This window comes from Streptomyces sp. NPDC007095 (assembly GCF_040634475.1).
Classification (GTDB): domain Bacteria; phylum Actinomycetota; class Actinomycetes; order Streptomycetales; family Streptomycetaceae; genus Streptomyces.
In genome coordinates, this window is record NZ_JBEYFS010000025.1 from 51828 (window position 1) to 70808 (window position 18981).

The window sequence follows — 18981 nt, forward strand, 5'->3', positions numbered from 1 at the left end:
TGACTCGTTTCTCGAGCAGGGGGCTGGTGAGGCTCAGTCCTTCACGGCACCGGCGGTCACGCCGGCGGCGACGTAGCGCTGGGCGAGGACGAGGATGATCGCGGCCGGCAGCGAGGCCACCACCGCGGTGGCCATGATGGCGTTCCACTCCTGGTTGTTGTTGCCGATGTAGTGGTAGATGCCGAGCGTGATCGGCTCATGGGCGCCGCCGTTGACCAGAGTGCTGGCGAAGACGAAGTCGGACCAGGACCACAGAAACGCGAACAGGGACACCGTGACGACGGCGTTGCGGCTGATCGGCAGGACGACGGACCAGAAGGTGCGCAGGGCCTGGGCCCCGTCCACCTGTGCGGCCTGCAGCAGCTCGCCCGGGATGCCGGACATGAACGCGGTGAAGATCAGGACCGCGAAGGGGACGGCCAGGGTGGAGTCGGCGACGATCAGGCCGGGCACGGACTGGAGCAGGCCGAGCTGGAGGTAGATGGCGTAGAAGCCCATCGCCATGATGATGCCGGGGATCATCTGGGCAGCCAGCAGGACGAAACTCAGGATGCCGCCGCCGCGTGGGCGCAGCTTGGCCAGGGCGTAGCCTGCGGGCGCGGACAGGGCCACGGTCAGGACGACGGTGCCCAGACCGATGACGAGACTGGTGCCGAGGTAGGGCAACTGCTCGTCGAGGACGGTGCGGTAGCCGGCGAGGGTGCCGTGGGCGGGGAACAGGTCCGGCGGGCTCTTGCGCATGTTTTGGTCGCGGGTGAAGGACACGTTGATCATCCAGTAGACCGGGAAGAGCATGATCGCGGTCAGTAGGACGCCGATCGCCGTCTTCACCCACGTACGCCTGCGGGTTCGCCTCATGACAGTGCCTGCTTTCTCTGCGCCCGGACGTATACCAGGCCGAAGACCAGGGCGGCGACGACGAGCAGGTTGCCGACTGCTGCTCCGGGGCCGAAGGCGGGCAGGAGGTTGCCGAAGCCGAGCTGGTAGGACCAGGTGGCGAAGGTGGTGGAGGAGTCGGCCGGGCCGCCCTTGGTCATGATCCAGATGATGTCGAAGACCTTGAGGGTGTAGATCAGCCCCAGCAGCAGGGTGATCGCGGACACCGGACGCAACAGGGGGAAGGTGATCCGCCAGAAGCGCTGCCAGGCGTTCGCGCCGTCGATGGCGGCAGCCTCGTACAGGCTCGTGGGGATGGACTGCAGGCCGCTGTAGAGCACGACCAGGTTGAAGGGGACGCCGATCCAGATGTTCGCGATGATCACCGAGGTCAGTGACCAGGACGGCGAGGTCAGCCAGTTCACCGGGTCGAACCCGAGGGCGCTCAACAGGGCGTTGACAATGCCGGAGTCGCTGTTGAGCATCCACGCCCAGGTGGAGGCGGAGACGATCAGCGGCAGCAGCCACGGGACCAGGAACAGGGCGCGGAGCGTGGCCGAGAGCCGGAAGTTCTGGTGGAAGAAGACCGCGAGGGCGAGCCCGATGGCGTACTGGAAGACCAGGCATACAGCGGTGAACACCACGGTGTGCAGCAGGGCCGGTGCGAAGGTCGGGTCGTCGAAGATCTTGCGGTAGTTGGCCAGGCCGGTGAACGGCGCGTCGCCCTGGACGAAGGAGCGGACGGTGTAGTCACGCAGGCTCAGGTCGAGGTTGCGGTAGAGCGGATAGACGTAGAAGAGGGCCAGGTAGAGAGCCACCGGGGCGAGGAAGCCCCAGGCGGCCCACTGGGTTGAGGCGGGTCGGCGGCGCTTGCTGCTGCCGGCCGGGGGCGGGTCAGCGGCCGCCCCGTCCTTTCGGACGCCCTCGGACCGGTGGTCCGGGAGCTGTGTCGTGTGATTCATCAACGACCCTTGTGGTCGGGTTACTTGACTGCGGACTGGGCCTCGGACAGCGCGTCCTTGGGCGACTTGGAGCCGCTGAGGGCGGACTGGACGGCCTTCCACATCTGCTCGGAGATCTTGGGGTACTTGGTGCCCAGGTCGTCGCTGGTACGGCCCTTGGCCGCCTTGACCGCGTCCACCCACGGCTTCAGGTCGGCGTTCTCGGCCACCTGCTTGTCCTGGACCTCGCTGGTGGGGGCCACGTAGGACAGGGTGGTGTCGGTGTTGTAGAGGTTGTCGCCGCTGGTCAGGCAGGTGACCAGCTTCTGGGAGGCGGCGTAGCGGCCGCTGTCCTTCTGGACCGGGATGGTGACGAACTCGCCGCCGGTGGGGGCCGCCGCGTTGCCGCCCGTGGCGGCGGGGACGGGCAGCACGCCGAAGTCGAAGCCGGCCTTCTTGGCGTTGGCGAGCTGCCAGGTGCCGTTCTCGGCGAAGGCGTAGTCGCCGCTCGCGAACTCCTGCCAGCTGGTGGTCTGGGTGTTGTTGAGGACCGAGTTGGGGGCGTAGCCCTTCTTCGTCCAGTCGTTCCACAGGGTCAGCGCCGATACGCCCTGCGGGGAGTCGAGTTCGGTGAGCTCGGCGCCCGAGCCCCAGAACCAGGGCAGGAACTGGAAGCTGCCTTCCTCCGTGCCGATGGCGGAGAAGGTGATGCCCTTCTTCCCCGCCTTCTTCACCTTCGCCAGGGCCGCCGTCAGCGATGGCCAGTCCTTGATCGAGGCGACATCGACGCCGGCCGCCTTCAGGACGTCCTTGTTGTAGTAGAGGGCGAGGGTGTTGGCGCCGATCGGGGTGCCATAGGTCTTGCCGCCGGACTGGCCGGCCGCCAGCAGGTTGGGGTCGACCTTGGAGGTGTCCAGCTTGTTGTCGTCGGTCGTGGTGAGCACGCCCGCCTCGGCCATGGTCGACACCACGGGGTTGTCGACGATGAGGACGTCCGGGGAGTTGCCCTGCTGCGCCGCCAGCAGCGTCTTGTTGCCCAAGTCGCTGGTGTCGAAGGCGGTCCGCTTGACCTTCACGCCGGCCTCGGTGCCGCACTGGTCCAGCAGCTTCGCCCAGGCCGAGGTCTTGTCGAACTGCGGGTAGGGGTCCCAGAGGGTGTACGTGCCGCTGCCGGCGTCCTTGGTGTCGCTGCTGCCGGAGCCGGAGGAACAGGCGGTGGCGGTGACGGCCACGGCGAGGGCGGTCACGGCCGCGGCGGTCAGACGGCGCTGTCTGGAGGAGCTGTTCATCGCGAGGGTTCCTTTGTTCTGGGCATGCGGGTGCCGAGGGCACGGGGGGTGAGCGAAAGCGGGCACGGCGAACAGCACGGTGAGCGGTTCGGGCGCCCGGTGAGGTGAAGTGCGGTGGGTGCGGTGAACTACGCGGGTGTGGTCAGGAGGCTGTGTTCGGCCCGGTGCTGGCCCGCAGGGAGATGGGTGGTGTGAGGAGATGGTGCCGGGGTGGCGCGTCGGGATGGTCGAGCCGCTCCACCAGCAGGTCGACGGCGAGCCGGCCCATCTCCTCCGCCGGTACGTCCGCCGCGGTGAGCTGCGGGGTCACCGTCTCCGCCCACCGTCCGGCGACGACTCCGGTGATGGAGAAGTCGCGCGGCACATGGCGGCCCGCCCCGGCGAGCCCCCGGTACAGCCCGCCAAGGGCGGCCTCGTTCAGGGTGACCAGAGCCGTGGTGGCGGGGTCGTCGTGCAGGATGCGTTCCACGCAGGTCTGGCCGGAGGCGGCATCGTCCCCGCAGGGGTACGTCCGGACGGTGAGCCCGCGTTCCGCGGCGGCCTTGGTGAAGCCGTCGAGGCCGCGGTGCGCGGACTCGTACCCGGCCCGCAGCAGCTGCTCGGGGCGGTTGACGAAGGCGATCCGGCGATGGCCGAGGTCCGCCAGGTGGTGCACACACGCCGCGGTCAGTGCGGTGTGGTCCAGGCCGACCCACCAGCCGCCCTCCAGGTGGGCGGTGCGGCCGATGGCGACGGCGGGGAAGTCCAGTTCGGCCAGGTGGTCGACCCGGTCGTCCTGCAGTCTGATCTCCATCAGGATCGCGCCGTCGACCCGTCGCTCTCCCAGCAGCCGCTGGAACGAGCGGTCGCTGTCGACACCGCTCGGGGAGAGCAGGACGTCGTAGTCGTAGGCTGCCGCGGCCTCCACCACACTGCCGATGAAGTCCAGCTGCATCCCCGTGTAATGGTTCCCGGCCGGCGGGAACACCAGGCCGATCGTGCTGGTCCGCCCGTTGGCCAGGGCACGCGCACTGGCGTTGGGCCGGTAGCCCAGCTCGTCGATGACCTCCTGGATCTTCCGGCGGGTGTCGCCGGAGACCGGGCGCTTGCCGCTGAGCGCGTACGAAACGGTGCTCCGCGAGACACCGGCCCGCCGGGCGATCTCACCGATGTTCACGGGTGGCTCCTTGCTCGAACCGGTTCGCTCCTCGGTGGAGACAGTACCCGCCGGTCGTGAGAGTAGGGGTTGGACAGGGGTTGGAACGTCTGACGGAAGCCGATCGTCGAACCGGTTCGCGTGAAGTGAAGGTAGGAAGAGGCCGAACGCCTGTCAACACCCCCGACAGCACTTTCCTGCCCGGCAGAAGGCCGGATTTCTTCGGGCCTGGGGGATTGCTGGCCGGGATTCCCGGTGCTAGCTTCCCGGAACCGGTTCGATGAAGTGATCCTTCCGACGACCCCAAGCCGGTTCCACGCATTCTTTGGAGCCGCTGAGCCGCCAACCCCGTCAGCCACGCGAGTTTCCTGCTGCCCCCCACGCCCTGATCGAACCGGTTCGATGCACTCCGACACTCCAGGATTGAGGACGCGATCCATGCCATCCGCTGACAGATCGGCCCGGCGCCGGGCACCGGCCGCCGTGGCGCTGACCCTCGGCGCCGGCCTGCTGGCCGCGCCCGCCGTGCCCGCTCAGGCGGCCGAGACGCCGCAGCCCGTCGCCCACTACACCTTCGACCAGGACGACCTCGCCTCCGGCCGGATCGCCGACAGTTCCGGCAACGACCTGACGGCGACCCTGGTGAACGGCTCCACCGCCCAGTCCGTCGAGGGCGCGACCGGCGGCAAGGCACTCGCGCTGCCCGGCGGCGCACCCGACTCCAACGGCGCGTACGTCCGCCTCCCCCGCGAAGTGCTCGGCGACGCGGCCGACTTGACGGTCTCCGCGCGCGTGAAGTGGAGCGGCGACAAGTCGTCCTGGCAGCGGATCTTCGATCTGGGCACCGACACGACCAAGTACCTCTTCGCCACCCCCTACAGCGGGAACGGGCTGCTGCAGACCTCGGTGACCACCGGCGGAGGGGGTGCGGAGGCACAGGTCCGCGGCTACGCGCCACTCCCCGCCGACCAGTGGCGGACCGTCACCGTCACCCTCGACACCTCCGCCGGGCGGCTCACCACCTACCTCGACGGCGTGCCGGTCTCCGCCACCGAGACCAGCGTCAAAGCCAAGGACGTACTGGACAGTTCGGCCGCCGCTGCCGGGTACATCGGCAAATCCTTCTGGCCGGACCCGCTGCTCAAGGGAGCGGTCGACGACTTCACCGTCTGGCACGCGGCACTCAGCCCCGAGCAGGTGGCCGGCACCGTCGGGACCGTGCCGACCCTCCAGGAGCTGTCGAAGACGTCCTTCGAGGTCCGCACGACGACCGGCACCGCCCCGTCCCTGCCCGCTGCCGTCCGTTCCTCCTTCTCCGACGGCTACGACCGCGACGCGCCGGTCACCTGGGACGCCGTACCGTCCGACAGGTACGCCCGGCCGGGCACGTTCACCGTGGCCGGAACCGCCGCCGGGCGCGCGGTGAAGGCGACCGTCACCGTGGTCCGCGAGGGAGCCCTGACCGTCGACCTCGGCTCGGACACCGGCGCGTTCCACGGCGGCGCCTCCGGCACGCTCTACGGCGTGTACGGACCGGACGTCCCCACCAACAACCTCATCGAGGGCATGGGCCTGCGCACGGTCTCCACGAAGGCCCAGGACGGCCCGCAGCACCCGGGGGCCGACGCGCTGGAGGTGGTGAAGCCGCTGGCCGACTCCACCGACGGGGACGTGTACATCTACATGACGGACATCCACCGCGGCTTCCCCTACGAGTGGCCCGGCGACACCCCCGCACAGAAGCTGAAGCTGTACGAGGAGAAGATCGCCACCCAGGTCGACCAGGTACTTCAACTGCCGAAGCGGTACCAGGACAACATCGTCTTCGTGCCGTTCAACGAGCCCGAGGGCAACATGTTCGGCACCGGCACCTGGAGCTACAACAAGGTCAACTGGCTGAGCGACCCCGACGACTACTTCGCCGCCTGGGACTCCGCGTACAAGCTCATCAAGGACAGGATGCCGGACGCCCGTATCGCCGGCCCCAACACCAGCGTCCTCTACGACCAGGTGAAGGGCTTCCTCACCCACACCCTGGCCGCCGGCACCCTCCCGGACGTCATCACCTGGCACGAGCTGAGCCACCCGGAGGCGGTCCGCGAGAGCGTCGCCAAGTACCGGGCGTGGGAGAAGGAGTTGTTCAAGGGCACCGCGCACGAGGGCACCCAACTCCCCATCAACATCAACGAATACGCCTTCAACTACCACACCTCCGTCCCTGGCCAGATGATCCAGTGGGTGTCCGCGATCGAGGAGTCCAAGGTGGACGCCGACATCGCCTACTGGAACATCGACGGCAACCTCTCCGACTCCGCGGTGCAGTCCAACCGCGGCAACGGCCAGTGGTGGCTGCTCAATTCGTACGCCTCGATGAGCGGGCACACAGTATCGGTGAACCCGCCGTTCCCCGGTCAGAACTACACCATGCAGGGCGTCGCCACCCTCGACGAGAAGAAGAAGCAGGCGCGGCTGATCTTCGGCGGCTCCACCAGCAAGGGCCACATCACCTTCGCCGACATCCCGAAGAAGATCTTCGGCAAGAGCGTGCACGCCTGGGTCCGCGAGATCGAGTGGAGCGGCCAGATCGGCGACAACTCCGGCCCGAAGCTGCTCACGGAGACGAACCTGAAGGTCGCGGACGACGGCACGGTCTCCGTCGACTTCGGCGACGGCACACTGCCGACACTCAAGGAGTCGTCGGCGTACGAGATCGTCCTGAGCCCGGCCGGAACGGCGAAGGGCACACAGACCGCGCCGGTGCGCTGGCAGGGTTCGTACGAGGCGGAGAACGCGGCGCACACCGGGTCCGGCTACTCGAAGAACGGTCCGGAGGGCTCGACGAGTGACGTGTCGAAGTTCTACACCTCCGGCGGCTACGACGTCGGCGGCCTGCGCACCGGCTCGGACGTCACGCTCGACTTCACCGTGGACGTGCCCGAGGACGGCACCTACGACCTGAGCGTCTTCGCCAACTCCCTCAACACCTTCGACAAGGTGAAGGAACAAGGCCCCACCAACGTGTTCCTCCGGGTCGACGGCTCCGCCGACACCGAGCAGGAGCTGTCCATGCCGCTCGGCTACAAGTGGGTGGTGTGGGACCACACCGACACCAAGGTGAAGCTGACCAAGGGCAAGCACACCCTGACGCTCGCCGCGAAGAGCCTGGACGGCAAGCGGGTCACGAAGGGCGACGCCATCGTGGACCGGCTCACCCTGTCCCTGCCGAGCGCGGCTGCCAACACCCAGGTGTACGAGGGTGAGTTGGCCTGGGCCGGAGGCGGGGCGCGGCCCGTGTACGACCTGCCGGAGCGGGCGGCCACCGGATCGGGCGCGGCCCGGCTCGCGAAGGGCCAGACGGCCACGTTCTGGGTCTACTCTCCGGCCGATCGCGAGGCCACCCTCAGGGTCGACACTCTGGGCGGCGCGAACGGCCGGGTCTCGGTCAACGGACACGAGGTGCTACGGCTGTCCAAGGACCGGCGTACCGTGGCGGTCTCCCTCTCGGGCGGTGTCAACAAGGTGACGGTGACCGGCGGTTCGGCCCCGACGCTCGTCGACCGGCTGACGGTCACACCCACCGAGGGCGCGCTGCCGGTGCGGACATACGAGGCACAGGACGCGACGCTCGCCGGTACGGCGACGCTCGCGCCGCTGTCGCTCGCCACCGACGGTACGGCGATCACCGGCATCGGCGGCGACCCGGGCAACGGCAACACGGCGACGTTCAAGGTCGCCGCGGACAGGCCCGGTCTGTACGCGCTGCGCATCCGCTACTCCAACCCCGAGCAGTCCGAGGCCACCCACTACAACCCGGACCCGCTCGCCCGGCACGCGGACATCTCCGTCAACGGCGGCGCGATCCAGCGGGTCGGCTTCCCGCACACCTTCCACCAGAACGACTTCTGGGAGCTGACCGTTCCGGTCCAGCTGAAGAAGGGACAGAACACGATCTCCTTCCGGTCCGAGGAACTGCCGAACTTCGACGGCACGACCTACACCTCGGACACCTTTCCCGGCGTGCTGCTGCGCTCCCGCTACGCCCCGCTGATCGACCGGATCACCGTGGCGCCGTACGCACGGGAGGTGCGCTGAGGAAATGACCACCGGCGGCGACGCGAGGCGCACAACGCTCGGGTAGCGGGGTACCTCTTCCCGCATCCCCCACTCGACAAGTACGCGCGCTTCGCCGCCGGTGCACACGCCAGGCGCCCGGTTCAGCCTTGATCGGCGGAACCGGGCGCCGGCCATGGCCGGACCGGACGCGGCCCGTCGTCCTCGGACCAGAGCTCCGGAGCCAGGGGGCTCCGGCGTGCCGCTCGCATTGCCTGCACGAACCCTCCAGGTATCCAGCCCAGGCGCCAAGGCCAACTGAGCCCTGCCACGAATGCTGGAGTACCGGGACACCGCAGGTCGTGCTGCTCGACCTTTCCGGATCCCCCACATGCGTTGCGCCCGCAGTCCCAGTCGCACGGTCAGAGTGCAGAGCAGGTCGTGGGCAGCCGCGAGGCGATGCCGGGTCAGGCAGGAGACGGGGCGTTGGGCGGGGCTTGTTCGGTGGGCTGATCCAGCTGCCGGCGGCGGCGCTGTTCGTTGGTGCGGGCGCGCATCCCGGCACTGCACCGACGTCCCGCTGCGCCAGCTGCCCGCCCACGTCGTGCTCAGCAGTCAGCAGTCAGCAGTCAGCAGTCAGCAGTCAGCAGTCAGCGCCAGTCCGCGGCCGGCGATGCCCTGCTGCACCTGTGCGGGAACGACCCCACCCAGTGGCAGGCCATCGTTGAGGGCCTGTCGTCACCGCCTGACTTCCATGAGACCTTCGGACAGTTCCTGGACCGGCACAGCGCGGCGTCCAGCAGCATCGGGTCCTGAATCCCCCTCAACTGGCCTTTCGGTGCCCTGGCTCTCGGCTGGATCGCGTCGTGTCGTGGCCTTCGCGGTCGGGTACGGCTTCGGCAACGGGGCGTCGAGGTAGGGGGCCATGGGGTGGGCAAAGCGAGCCGGGACAAGCGGGAGCGCAGCAGGGATACGGGCGGGCAGTGGACGGCGGCCGACGCGGCGCGGGCGGCGCACCGCCTGCGGGAGCAGACACGGCGGTGTCTGACTGGTAACCCGTGGGTGCAGATGACGCTCGCCTCCAACATGAACAACGTCGTCAGCGAGCTGCACAGCGTGCTGCTCCGCAGTGATCTCGCGGACATGGCCGAACGGCCCGAGGATCTGGCATGGGATGCGGCGTTGTCGATGACGCTGGGCAAACAGGGGTACCGGCCTCCGTGGCCCCGGGCGGCCGGGGAGGCTGCCGCGTGGGAAATACGGCAGATCGGAAAACTGCTGCGGCAGGCGGAGGTCCTCGTGATCTCCCCGGCCGCGCACGCCGCGGTCATGGCCGCGGCCGCCACCCTCGAGCCGGCCGACGTCAGCACTCTGGACCGCGACCGGGACATCCTCGTACCCACCGGGCTGCTGGTGCTGCCCGAGCCGGTCGTGGTCGTCAACCGCACCGGCTCCCTGTCGGACACCAAGGCATTCGGCTGGCAGTTCATCACCCAGCACCAGGTCCTGCCCACCGCCCAGTACCCCGGTGTGCGGGTGACGACGTTCATGGACCGCGACGGGCCCGTACAGCCGGCCGGATGGCGACAGGCGGTCTCCCAGGCGCGCGCCTCCGGAAATCCGCTTCCTGTGCTGATGCCGGACGGCATGTACGGGATGCGGGGCGATGCGTGCCTGGCGGAGGAGAGTACCGAGATGCTCGCAGATCTGTCCGAGCGCCACCGCCAGTTCCAGAAGGCCCTCAACCAGGCCTCCCGGTGGCGCTCCGAGCCGGTCCCCGAGACCGGGGAGTGGGGCCGCGGCCGCGTGGACGACCCCTACGACGACTTCGTGGGCCGCTACATGTTCGCCTTCTGGCGGCTCATCGCCCAGGGCGTCACGGCCGCCGGCCCATCTCAGGCCGCATCCGGAGCGCGCACAGTCGACGGCGATGACGGCTCCGTGTCGCGAGAGCCCGAGGTACGGGTCATCCGGCTCGCTGCGCCCTCACCCCGACCGTCGGATCCGGTGGGGGAGACGAAGCGGGTGTACCACCACCGGTGGCCGGTGCGGATGCACAAAGTCCGGCAGTGGTATCCCAGCCACCAGGAGCACCGGGTGATCTGGCGAGGCCCGTACATCAAGGGGCCCGCCGACGCACCGCTAATGATGGGCGAGAAGGCGTACCTCGTGGATTCGTAGCTGCGCCCTGCCGCCGCGCCGGTGATCAGCGCGTGAAAAGCCCCGGCTGAACGGGGAGACCAGCCGGGGCCGTGGGTGATGGCGTGCGGAGGGCGGTCGCCTCGCGGCGGAAGGCTCCATGGGGCTTCAGCCGGACGATCGTCCCCATGGGCTATAGGTGAGGCCCGGGGACACTGTCCCCTCCGCAGCCACACTTTGATGAACGGTCAACCGTCTCGGGTTGTTCCGCTCACGTCCCGGTTACCGCTGTGAGTTGGCCCACGCCCCGCGTGGCACAGGTCAGTTGAGATGGTTGGCACGACACGCCTGAGGGACCAGCACATCGTGCTGGTCCCTCAGGTCTTGGTAGCGGGGACAGGATTTGAACCTGCGACCTCTGGGTTATGAGCCCAGCGAGCTACCGAGCTGCTCCACCCCGCGCCGGATTCCTCCACCCTACGCGATCCCTCCCGGCCCCGAGACCATGATCGCCCGCCTGCCGCGAGGTGTCGGCGATCGAGGCTGCCCCGTCCTCATTCGGTACTCGGCTGCTGGCTCACCCGCGCGGGCGGTAAGGCACACAGCCCGCCTGGGCAACACGGTCGCCGGGCCCGCTGTCCCGTCTCCCGGCCCGGGACACCTCGTTTGGGTCACCGATCTGGGCCGCCACCGTTGGACGGTGGAGCGGACGGTCGCGTGGCTCGCGGGGTGCCGCCGCCCGCACCGTCGCTATGAACGCAAGGCCGAACATTTTCTGGCCTTCGCCGGGACCGCCGGTGCCCTGATCTGCTACCGCAGGCTGACGACCTTAACCGGTGAGAGTGCCAGGCTGACATGATCCGGAATGTACTTCGGATGACCCCATGAGGCCGATCCGCCGTTGATCCCCGGGTCAGTCGCACGCACCAATGAGGATCCCATGACCGATTACCTAGCTGCTGCGATCGCGATGCTTGGACCGGCGCAGAACCGGTACGCAGACCCAGGCGCCTGGGACCGGCTCCACGAACAAATCGGTGTCTGCCTGCCATCCGACTACCGGGTCCTCGTCGACGCCTATGGGCCGGTCCAACTCAACGGGCACCTGTACCTCCATCACCCTGCGACGGAACGGTGGAACCTCGGTGCTCAGATACAGAGCACAGTCCTGGCCTGGTCACAGGTGCCCTGGGGCGACGCGAGCCCCGATGAGGACCCTCGTGTCCTGTTCGGACTGAATGAACTTGCCTTCGGGACCGAGACGGGACTGTGGCCGATCACCAGTACTGACCGAGGCGAGACCGTCTTCCTTCTTTCAGGGCTCGACGCTCCCTCCCTTCTCATCGAGGACGGGGAGGGAGGGTGGTCGCGGTACGCCATGAGCTTCGCCGAATGGCTCTACCGCTACCTGATCGGCGAGGACATGACCGGCCCGAACAGCTCAGCCTTCTATCCAGGCCCTGTGAAACTGCAGCGCCTGCCGATGTCGGCAGGGGAACGCCCCGAATCGTGGTACGGCCCCGACCGCGGCATGTGAAGGCGTCACCTCTCTGGCAGCGACCGACAGCCCCAATGCGATGACCTCGTAGGTCGTCAAGGCGGCGCAAGGCGGCTCGGACGTTTTCCGCGGCCCGGGCTCGCACGCCGCCCCGTAGCCCGCAGGGGATTCAGCCGTCGTCGCCATCGCGCGTGAGCTGGTTCAAGGCGTCTGCTGCCGGGCTGGGCGACGAGCCGGTCTGCCGGGGCCGGGCAAGACGGCTGAAATCGGCCACTCTCGTGAGGTGTCGGAGGCATCCCCCGTAACGCTCACTGGGTGAGGCATTCCGGGTTGTCTCGGGCTTCTGAAGATCGTCGTCGACACGGGACGAGCCGCCACGCCGAGGGGCGTTTCGACTTCGTTTTGTGAGAGTGCGAGGTCACCCGGGGAGGGCTTGGCCGAGGGGGCTTTGAGGTCGTTTCAGGGCCGGATCTGATCACCGTTTGGGGGCTAGGGTGAAGTCCTTCCCGCGACTGCTCCGGAGGTGCCCTCCCGGTGACGGATTCCTTTGTTCACCTGCACAATCACACCGAATATTCGATGCTCGACGGCGCGCAGAAGCTCAAGCCGATGTTCGCCGAGGTCGAGCGTCAGGGGATGCCGGCCGTCGCCATGAGCGACCACGGCAATATGTTCGGTGCGTACGAGTTCCATCAGGTGTCCAAGGGTGTCGACGGCGTCAAGCCGATCATCGGGATCGAGGCCTACGTCGCGCCGTCCTCGCGCCGGAACCGCAAGCAGGAGTTCTGGGGTCCGGGCGGCCAGCGGGCCATGTCGGACGACGGCGAGGGCTCGAAGGACGTCTCCGGCGGTGGCCGGTTCACGCATATGACGATGTGGGCGCAGAACGTCCAGGGTCTGAAGAACCTCTTCTACCTGTCGACCGAGGCCAGTTACACCGGTCAGTTCCCCGCGGGCAAGCCGCGGATGGACATGGAGCTGATCAGCGAGCACGCGGGCGGCATCATCGCCACGACGGGCTGCCCGTCCGGGGCGATCCAGACGCGGCTGCGGCTGAACCAGTACGACGAGGCCCGTGAAGTCGCTGCCGCCTACCAGGACATCTTCGGCAAGGAGAGTTACTTCCTGGAGCTGATGGACCATGGGCTGTCCATCGAGAAGGACGTCCGCGACGGGCTGTTGCGGCTGGCGAAGGATCTGAGCATTCCGCTGCTGGCCACGAACGACGCGCACTATGTGCACGAGGACCAGGCCGATGCGCATGACAACCTGCTGTGCATCGGGGTGGGCAAGAACAAGGACGACCCGAAGCGGTTCCGGTTCCAGGGCAGCGGCTATTACCTCAAGACCGCCGCCGAGATGCGGGAGCTGTTCGCGGAGCTGCCGGAGGCCTGCGACAACACCCTCCTGATCGCCGAGCGCATCGAGTCCTACGACTCCGTCTTCGAGAACGTCGACGAGATGCCGCAGTACCCGGACGTGCCGGAGGGGGAGACGCAGGAGTCCTGGCTGCGCAAGGAATGCCTCAAGGGCCTGGCCATGCGCTACGGCGACCCGATCCCGGCCGAGGTCATGGAGCGCTTCGAGACCGAGATGACGGTCATCGGCCCCATGGGCTTCTCCTCCTACTTCCTCGTGGTCGCCGACATCTGCCGCCACGCCCGTGACAACAAAATCCCGGTCGGGCCCGGCCGCGGGTCGGCCACCGGCTCGATCGTCGCGTACGCGACCCGCATCACCGAGCTGTGCCCGCTCGAGCACGGTCTGCTCTTCGAACGTTTTTTGAACCCTGAGCGCATCAACCCGCCGGATGTCGACCTCGACTTCGACGACCGCCAGCGCGACGCCATGGTCCGCTACGTCACCGAGAAGTACGGCGACGAGTACACCGCCATGGTCAACACCTTCGGCAAGATCAAAGCCAAGAACGCGATCAAGGACTCGTCCCGCATCCTCGGCTACCCCTTCCAGCACGGCGAGCGCATCACCAAGGCGCTCCCGCCGGACATCATGGGCAAGTCGATCCCGCTGGACGGCATCTTCGACTCCGCGCACCCGCGCTACGGCGAGGCCGGCGAAATCCGGACGATGTACGAGAACGAGCCGGAGGTGAAGAAGGTCATCGACACTGCCAAGGGTGTCGAAGGCCTCACCCGCGGCACCGGTGTGCACGCGGCCGCGGTCATCCTGTCCAAGACGAAGCTGACCGAGCGCATCCCGCTGCACATGCGCGCCAAGGACGGCGTCAAGATCACCGGCTTTGACTACCCCAGCTGCGAAAACATGGGGCTGGTCAAGATGGATTTCCTGGGCCTGCGCAACCTGGGCGTGATCGACCACGCGCTGACGAACATCCGCGAGAACCGCGGCGTCAAGCTGGCCACCGTCGACCCGGGCAACGGCGACACCAGCGTCACCGTGATCCCGCTGGATGACAAGAAAACCTTCGAGCTTCTGGGCCGCGGCGACACGTTCGGCGTGTTCCAGCTCGACGGCGGCGGCATGCGCGCGCTGCTGAAGCTGATGGAGCCCTCCCGCTTCGAAGACATCGCGGCCGCCCTCGCCCTGTACCGGCCCGGCCCGATGGCCGCCAACGCGCACACCAACTACGCGCTGCGGCAGAACGGCAAGCAGGACCCGGACCCGATCCACCCCGAGCTCAAGGAAGTCCTGGACCCGATCCTGGGCTCCACCCACCACCTGCTCATCTTCCAAGAGCAGATCATGGCCATCGCCCGGACCCTGGCCGGCTACACGCTCGGTGGCGCCGACATGCTGCGCCGCGCGATGGGCAAGAAGAAGCCCGAGGTGCTGGCCGCCGAGTGGCAGAAGTTCCACGACGGCATGGCCGACAACGACTACTCGGAAGAGTCCATCAAGGCGATCTGGGACGTCATGCTCCCGTTCTCCGGCTACGCGTTCAACAAGTCCCACACCGCAGGCTACGGACTCGTCTCCTACTGGACCGCCTACCTCAAGGCCAACTACCCGGCCGAGTACATGGCGGCCCTGCTCACCTCTGTCGGTGACGACAAGGACAAGGCCGGCATCTACCTCGCCGATGCCCGCAAGCTCGGTGTCACCGTCCTCGCGCCGGATGTGAACGAGTCGCTCGCCGAGTTCGCGGCCGTGGGCGACGACGTCCGCTTCGGACTGCTGTCCGTGCGCAACGTGGGCGACAACGTCATCGAATCGATCATCGCGGCCCGCAAGTCCAAGGGGAAGTTCACTTCGTTCTCCGACTTCCTCGACAAGGTCGACCTGCCCGCGCTGAACAAGCGGGCCGTGGAATCCCTCATCAGGTCCGGCGCCTTCGACTCCCTGGGACACACCCGCAAGGGACTGTCCGCCGCCCACGAGAGCGCCATCGACGCAGTCGTCCCGCTCAAGAAGGCAGCCGCCTACGGACAGGACGATCTCTTCGCCGGCCTCGGCGATGCAGCCGGCGACGACAGATTCAGCCTGGACGTGCCGGTCAGCGACGACGAATGGCCCCGCAAGCAACTGCTGTCCATCGAACGCGAGATGCTCGGCATGTACGTCTCCGCGCACCCGCTGGACGGCACCGAGCACATCCTGTCCAACAACCGCGACACCACCATCGTGGACCTGCTGGCCTCAGGGCGCACCGAAGGCGTGGTCCGCCTCTCGGGCCTGATCACCAGCGTCCAGCCCAAGATGACCAAACAAGGCAACGCCTGGGCCATCGTCAACCTCGCCGACCGTGACGGAGCGATCGAGGTCCTCTTCTTCCCCGCCACCTACCAGATGGTCGCCGCCGCCCTGGTGGAGGACAGCGTCATCACCGTGCAAGGCCGCGTCAACGACCGCGACGGCGCCATCAGCATCTTCGGGCAGGAACTGCAGGTCCTCGACGTGACCTCCGCCGGACGCGACGGCGCAGCCCCCGTCCAGCTTCGGCTGCCCTATCACCGCATCAACGAGCTGTGCATCAATGAACTCAAACGCATCATGGGTGCCCACCCCGGCCAGAATCCCGTTCAACTCGCGGTGCGCGGCCCGCAGAAAACCATCGTCTACCAGCTTGCCTCGCTGGTGAACGCCGCGACCATCGCCTCAGACATCAAGGGATCCTTTGGCCAGGAGGCGTGGCAAGGGGTGGCGTGAGCGAGGAAGCCAGTACAGGCGAGCCGCACGACTTAGAGGAGATCGTCCTCAACGTCGGAGTAACGCCACCTTGCCCCAGCTGCAGCCGGCAGACGATACTGCTGGCCCGCTTTCCCCACAGCTGGCGCAACAACAAGGGCGGCACCGTCAGCGGCTTCAGAGAAGCCGTGCTGTGCTGGGTCTGCGACCGCGATGACTCGGCCGCGGCACCGCTGGTCGCCCTCTATGAAGAGGATGGTTCCTTCCCTGCCGACCAACTCGATGTCTTCGGGCCACTCGCCGAGCTGTGGGTCGAAAACCGCCGGAAAACCGCCGTTGACGAGGGACTCCTCAACGAGCAGGAGCGGCTCTGGCGAGGCGGCGAGCTCTGGCCTAGAGGTGTGCTCACTGACTGGCAGCTTGACCTGTGAGGCGAGACAGAGCGGAGACCATTGTCGAGTTGCCGACTTTCGTTGTGACAGCAGGAATCGCTACGTCTTGACGGCGTTCGGGAACCGCCCGGAGGGGGAACTGGCGTCCCCGGGCGGGGCTGACCGGCCCAAACGCGGTGATTCCGAGGAATACCGCCAGCAGACCGGACTCGACGCTCACACCCGAATGGTCCCAGTCACCCGCCCCGAAGACGCTCGCGCCTGCGCGAAGATTTAGGACGGCGGCACCGTCTGCGCCACCACACCAGCACCGTCCAGCCCCGCCCGAACCTGATCGCCCGATCGTCCTGATGGCGCGATCATCGCCACCACCGCCCCTCACCCCCTTGGTGCGGCGGCCGCGATCGAACGCGTCAGAGCGGACCTCGACAGCAACCTCAGCTCTGAAGAGAAGACGCAGATCGAGGAGGCCGATGGGCCAGGCTGCGGTAGTCCCTGGGTGACATGTCGTAGGCCGTGCGGAAGGCGCGGGTGAAGTCGGCGGCATGAGAGAAGCCCCAGCGGGCGGCGATGGCGTGGATGGGGGTGCTGCGCATGGCGGGCTCTGCGAGGTCACGGCGAGCGTGTTCCAAGCGCTGACGGCGGATCCAGGCAGCGACCGACTCCTCTTCGTGCTCAAAGAGGCGGTACAGGTAGCTGCGGGAGATGTGGTGCGCGGTGGCGATGGTGCGCGGGGTCAATTGCGGGTCGTGCAGATGTTGCTGGACGAAGGCCCGGATGCGCAGTACGAGGGTCTGTCGGCGGGTTTCCGGTGGGAGCGAGTTGTCCGCGTCGAGGGCGTGGGCAATCAGCGCGGACAACAGGTCGACCACCACTGCCCCGAGCCGGGGTCCGTCGGCAGGCTGATAGGAATCGGTGCCGTTCGCCAGCTGGGTGAGCAGTTGTGCCAGCAGGGCGCCGAATCCCTCCTGCGTCGACAACCGCAGCCTGGCAGCCTGGTCGACCTTGTTCCTGGGCAGTGCCAGCAGCGCCTTGGGGACCTCCAGCCCCACTCCGGTGTGCGGGCTTGAGTCATCACCTCCGTGAACGTCGACGGGACGGGAGGTGTCGACGACGCACAGGCTGTCCGGGCCGTATACGGACTCCTCCTCGCCCCGGATGGTGCGGAGCGCCCCGCTTAACGGCAGCGAGAGGTGCAGCCCCTCGGGATCGGACTGCCGGATCAGTTTCGGCGTCCGCCGAAAGCACACCGGTTGGAACGTTGTCGGCCATACCGATACGGCACCGAGGTCCAGCACACGTTGAGAAGCCCGGAAATCCGCTCGGTGGTCACTGCGCAGGTCCAGCGGAGCATGCGTCTGACCGACCAGTTCGCGCCAGCAGTCGAACCGGTCCGCCGTCGGCAGCTCCTCGCTCCGGAACACCGTCTCGATCAGCATGTCCCCCTCCTCGCCGTCTTACGAGTCCTTGTACGGCTTGTCTACCCCTAAATAAGGGCATGGGCATGGCAGAACTGCACCAGTTGCAGATACACATCTGGTGAACGGCCTGCCGGGTGCGGTTCCCCGTTGTGACCCACTGGTGTTGAGGATCCCTGAAAAGGGCTCTGTCCGTCGGATGCTGTTGGGGATCTCTGGACGGTCGTCCGAGGTGCCTGAACCCGTCGGCCTTTGCCCAGGCGGGACGGGCAGAGGAGGAGGGGCGGATACGGCGCTTCGTCGCTGAGCCGCAACTGCGCACCGTCCGTACCGCCGTGTGGACTCACCGCTAAGGAGTGTGGACTCAGTGCCAGCGACTTCCCGGGGGTGGCACGCCACTCTGATGAAGGCAACATTCACGGGGGAAACTGGAGAGTGTTCATGCAGTGCAGGGGCAATAACGCTCTGGTCGCGGGCGCGGTCGCAGGCACGATGGCTTTGAGCATCCTCGGCGCGGGCACGGCCACGGCCGCACCTGCCGGGACCGCCAGGACCGAGGTCACGACCACCGGAGCCTCGTCCATCAGCAGGCCGTTCAGGCCGATCGAACTGCGTCACGGGAAGTACTTGGGGCGCAGCTGCGGGAAGAAGACGATCGCGGAAACCGACGGCCAGGGGAAGACAACCCTGAAGCTGAACTTCTCGAGGACGGTGGAGACGGCGTTCTCGTCGGAGGCGGGGTTCACCGCCGGCAGTATCAGCGGCAGCATCGGGTCCGAAGTGCGGAAGAGCTACACGGTGGAGATCGAGACGCGCTTCGAGGTTCCGAGGGGGAGGGTGGGCCATGTGAGGGCCTATCCCAAGTACAAGGTCTACAAGTACGACGCGTACCTCAAGATCGGCGGCTATATGGGCAAGGCGACCGTGAAGAAGCCGATCGGGATCTGCTTCAAGGAGTGGACGACGAAGGCGTAAACCTCGCCTCTGGCGGCTAGGCCCGCAGACCGTGGTCCGCGGGGACGCGGGCGGGTTGGCGCTAGGCGGTGCCTGTCAAGTCAAATGAAACGAATGTGATGCTATGAAATCTGTTGTTCGGTTTGGCGTCGTTTGGCGGGGTCGTTGATCCATGCCTGGCG

General features: G+C 67.4%; 11 protein-coding genes and 1 tRNA gene. 6 read left to right on the forward strand and 6 right to left on the reverse strand.

What is annotated here, in order from left to right; translation table 11 throughout:
• Positions 1-33: 33 nt before the first annotated feature.
• The 4 genes from ABZ656_RS11655 to ABZ656_RS11670 form a co-directional block, all read right to left on the reverse strand.
• Positions 34-858, reverse strand: a complete 825-nt coding sequence (locus ABZ656_RS11655; RefSeq protein WP_360266864.1) for a carbohydrate ABC transporter permease — start codon at positions 856-858, stop codon at positions 34-36.
• Positions 855-1838 carry a sugar ABC transporter permease gene (locus ABZ656_RS11660; RefSeq protein ID WP_360266867.1) on the reverse strand — a complete coding sequence of 328 codons (984 nt, stop codon included), beginning with the start codon at positions 1836-1838 and terminating at the stop codon, positions 855-857. The genes ABZ656_RS11655 and ABZ656_RS11660 overlap by 4 nt, the downstream gene beginning before the upstream one ends.
• Positions 1839-1858: 20 nt before the next feature.
• Entirely contained in the window at positions 1859-3106 is a 1248-nt protein-coding gene (locus tag ABZ656_RS11665; protein WP_360266870.1) for an extracellular solute-binding protein, read from the reverse strand.
• 142 nt (positions 3107-3248) lie between these two features.
• A complete protein-coding gene (locus tag ABZ656_RS11670; RefSeq protein ID WP_101403221.1) occupies positions 3249-4262 on the reverse strand; it encodes a LacI family DNA-binding transcriptional regulator in 1014 nt (337 codons plus the stop codon).
• Between the two features lie 417 nt (positions 4263-4679).
• Between ABZ656_RS11670 and ABZ656_RS11675 the strand changes: the two genes are divergently transcribed.
• Positions 4680-8333, forward strand: a complete 3654-nt coding sequence (locus tag ABZ656_RS11675; RefSeq protein ID WP_360266873.1) for a LamG-like jellyroll fold domain-containing protein — start codon at positions 4680-4682, stop codon at positions 8331-8333.
• Between the two features lie 888 nt (positions 8334-9221).
• Complete coding sequence (locus ABZ656_RS11680) at positions 9222-10472, forward strand: hypothetical protein (protein ID WP_360266876.1); 1251 nt, start codon at positions 9222-9224, stop codon at positions 10470-10472.
• Positions 10473-10815: 343 nt separating this feature from the next.
• Here the strand turns inward: ABZ656_RS11680 and ABZ656_RS11685 are convergent.
• Positions 10816-10892, reverse strand: a tRNA-Met gene (locus ABZ656_RS11685).
• A 439-nt stretch (positions 10893-11331) separates the two neighbouring features.
• Between ABZ656_RS11685 and ABZ656_RS11690 the strand changes: the two genes are divergently transcribed.
• The 3 genes from ABZ656_RS11690 to ABZ656_RS11700 all read left to right on the forward strand — a co-directional run bounded on the left by ABZ656_RS11690 (position 11332) and on the right by ABZ656_RS11700 (position 16466).
• Positions 11332-11967 (forward strand): SMI1/KNR4 family protein, encoded by a 636-nt coding sequence (locus tag ABZ656_RS11690; protein ID WP_360266879.1) that lies wholly within the window; start codon positions 11332-11334, stop codon positions 11965-11967.
• A gap of 495 nt (positions 11968-12462) precedes the next feature.
• Positions 12463-16056, forward strand: a complete 3594-nt coding sequence (gene dnaE, locus ABZ656_RS11695; protein ID WP_360266882.1) for a DNA polymerase III subunit alpha — start codon at positions 12463-12465, stop codon at positions 16054-16056.
• Complete coding sequence (locus tag ABZ656_RS11700) at positions 16053-16466, forward strand: DUF6300 family protein (protein WP_101403226.1); 414 nt, start codon at positions 16053-16055, stop codon at positions 16464-16466. Before dnaE ends, ABZ656_RS11700 begins: the two co-directional genes overlap by 4 nt.
• A 398-nt stretch (positions 16467-16864) precedes the next feature.
• On the opposite strand, the gene ABZ656_RS11705 is transcribed toward ABZ656_RS11700, so the two are convergent.
• Entirely contained in the window at positions 16865-17866 is a 1002-nt protein-coding gene (locus tag ABZ656_RS11705) for a helix-turn-helix domain-containing protein (RefSeq protein WP_360266885.1), read from the reverse strand.
• Positions 17867-18286: 420 nt separating this feature from the next.
• On the opposite strand from ABZ656_RS11705, the gene ABZ656_RS11710 reads away from it, so the two are divergent.
• The gene (locus tag ABZ656_RS11710; RefSeq protein WP_129592221.1) at positions 18287-18820 is read left to right on the forward strand and encodes a hypothetical protein; all 534 of its coding nucleotides are present in this window, start codon (positions 18287-18289) and stop codon (positions 18818-18820) included.
• The last annotated feature ends 161 nt before the right edge of the window (positions 18821-18981 follow it).

Bases quoted from the DNA above. Each gene is read 5' to 3' on its own strand.
- ABZ656_RS11665 (WP_360266870.1), bottom strand. From the start codon at position 3,106: ATGAACAGCTCCTCCAGACAGCGCCGTCTGACCGCCGCGGCCGTGACC.
- ABZ656_RS11655 (WP_360266864.1), bottom strand. From the start codon at position 858: ATGAGGCGAACCCGCAGGCGTACGTGGGTGAAGACGGCGATCGGCGTC.
- ABZ656_RS11675 (WP_360266873.1), top strand. From the start codon at position 4,680: ATGCCATCCGCTGACAGATCGGCCCGGCGCCGGGCACCGGCCGCCGTG.
- ABZ656_RS11710 (WP_129592221.1), top strand. From the start codon at position 18,287: ATGCAGTGCAGGGGCAATAACGCTCTGGTCGCGGGCGCGGTCGCAGGC.
- ABZ656_RS11705 (WP_360266885.1), bottom strand. From the start codon at position 17,866: ATGCTGATCGAGACGGTGTTCCGGAGCGAGGAGCTGCCGACGGCGGAC.
- ABZ656_RS11660 (WP_360266867.1), bottom strand. From the start codon at position 1,838: ATGAATCACACGACACAGCTCCCGGACCACCGGTCCGAGGGCGTCCGA.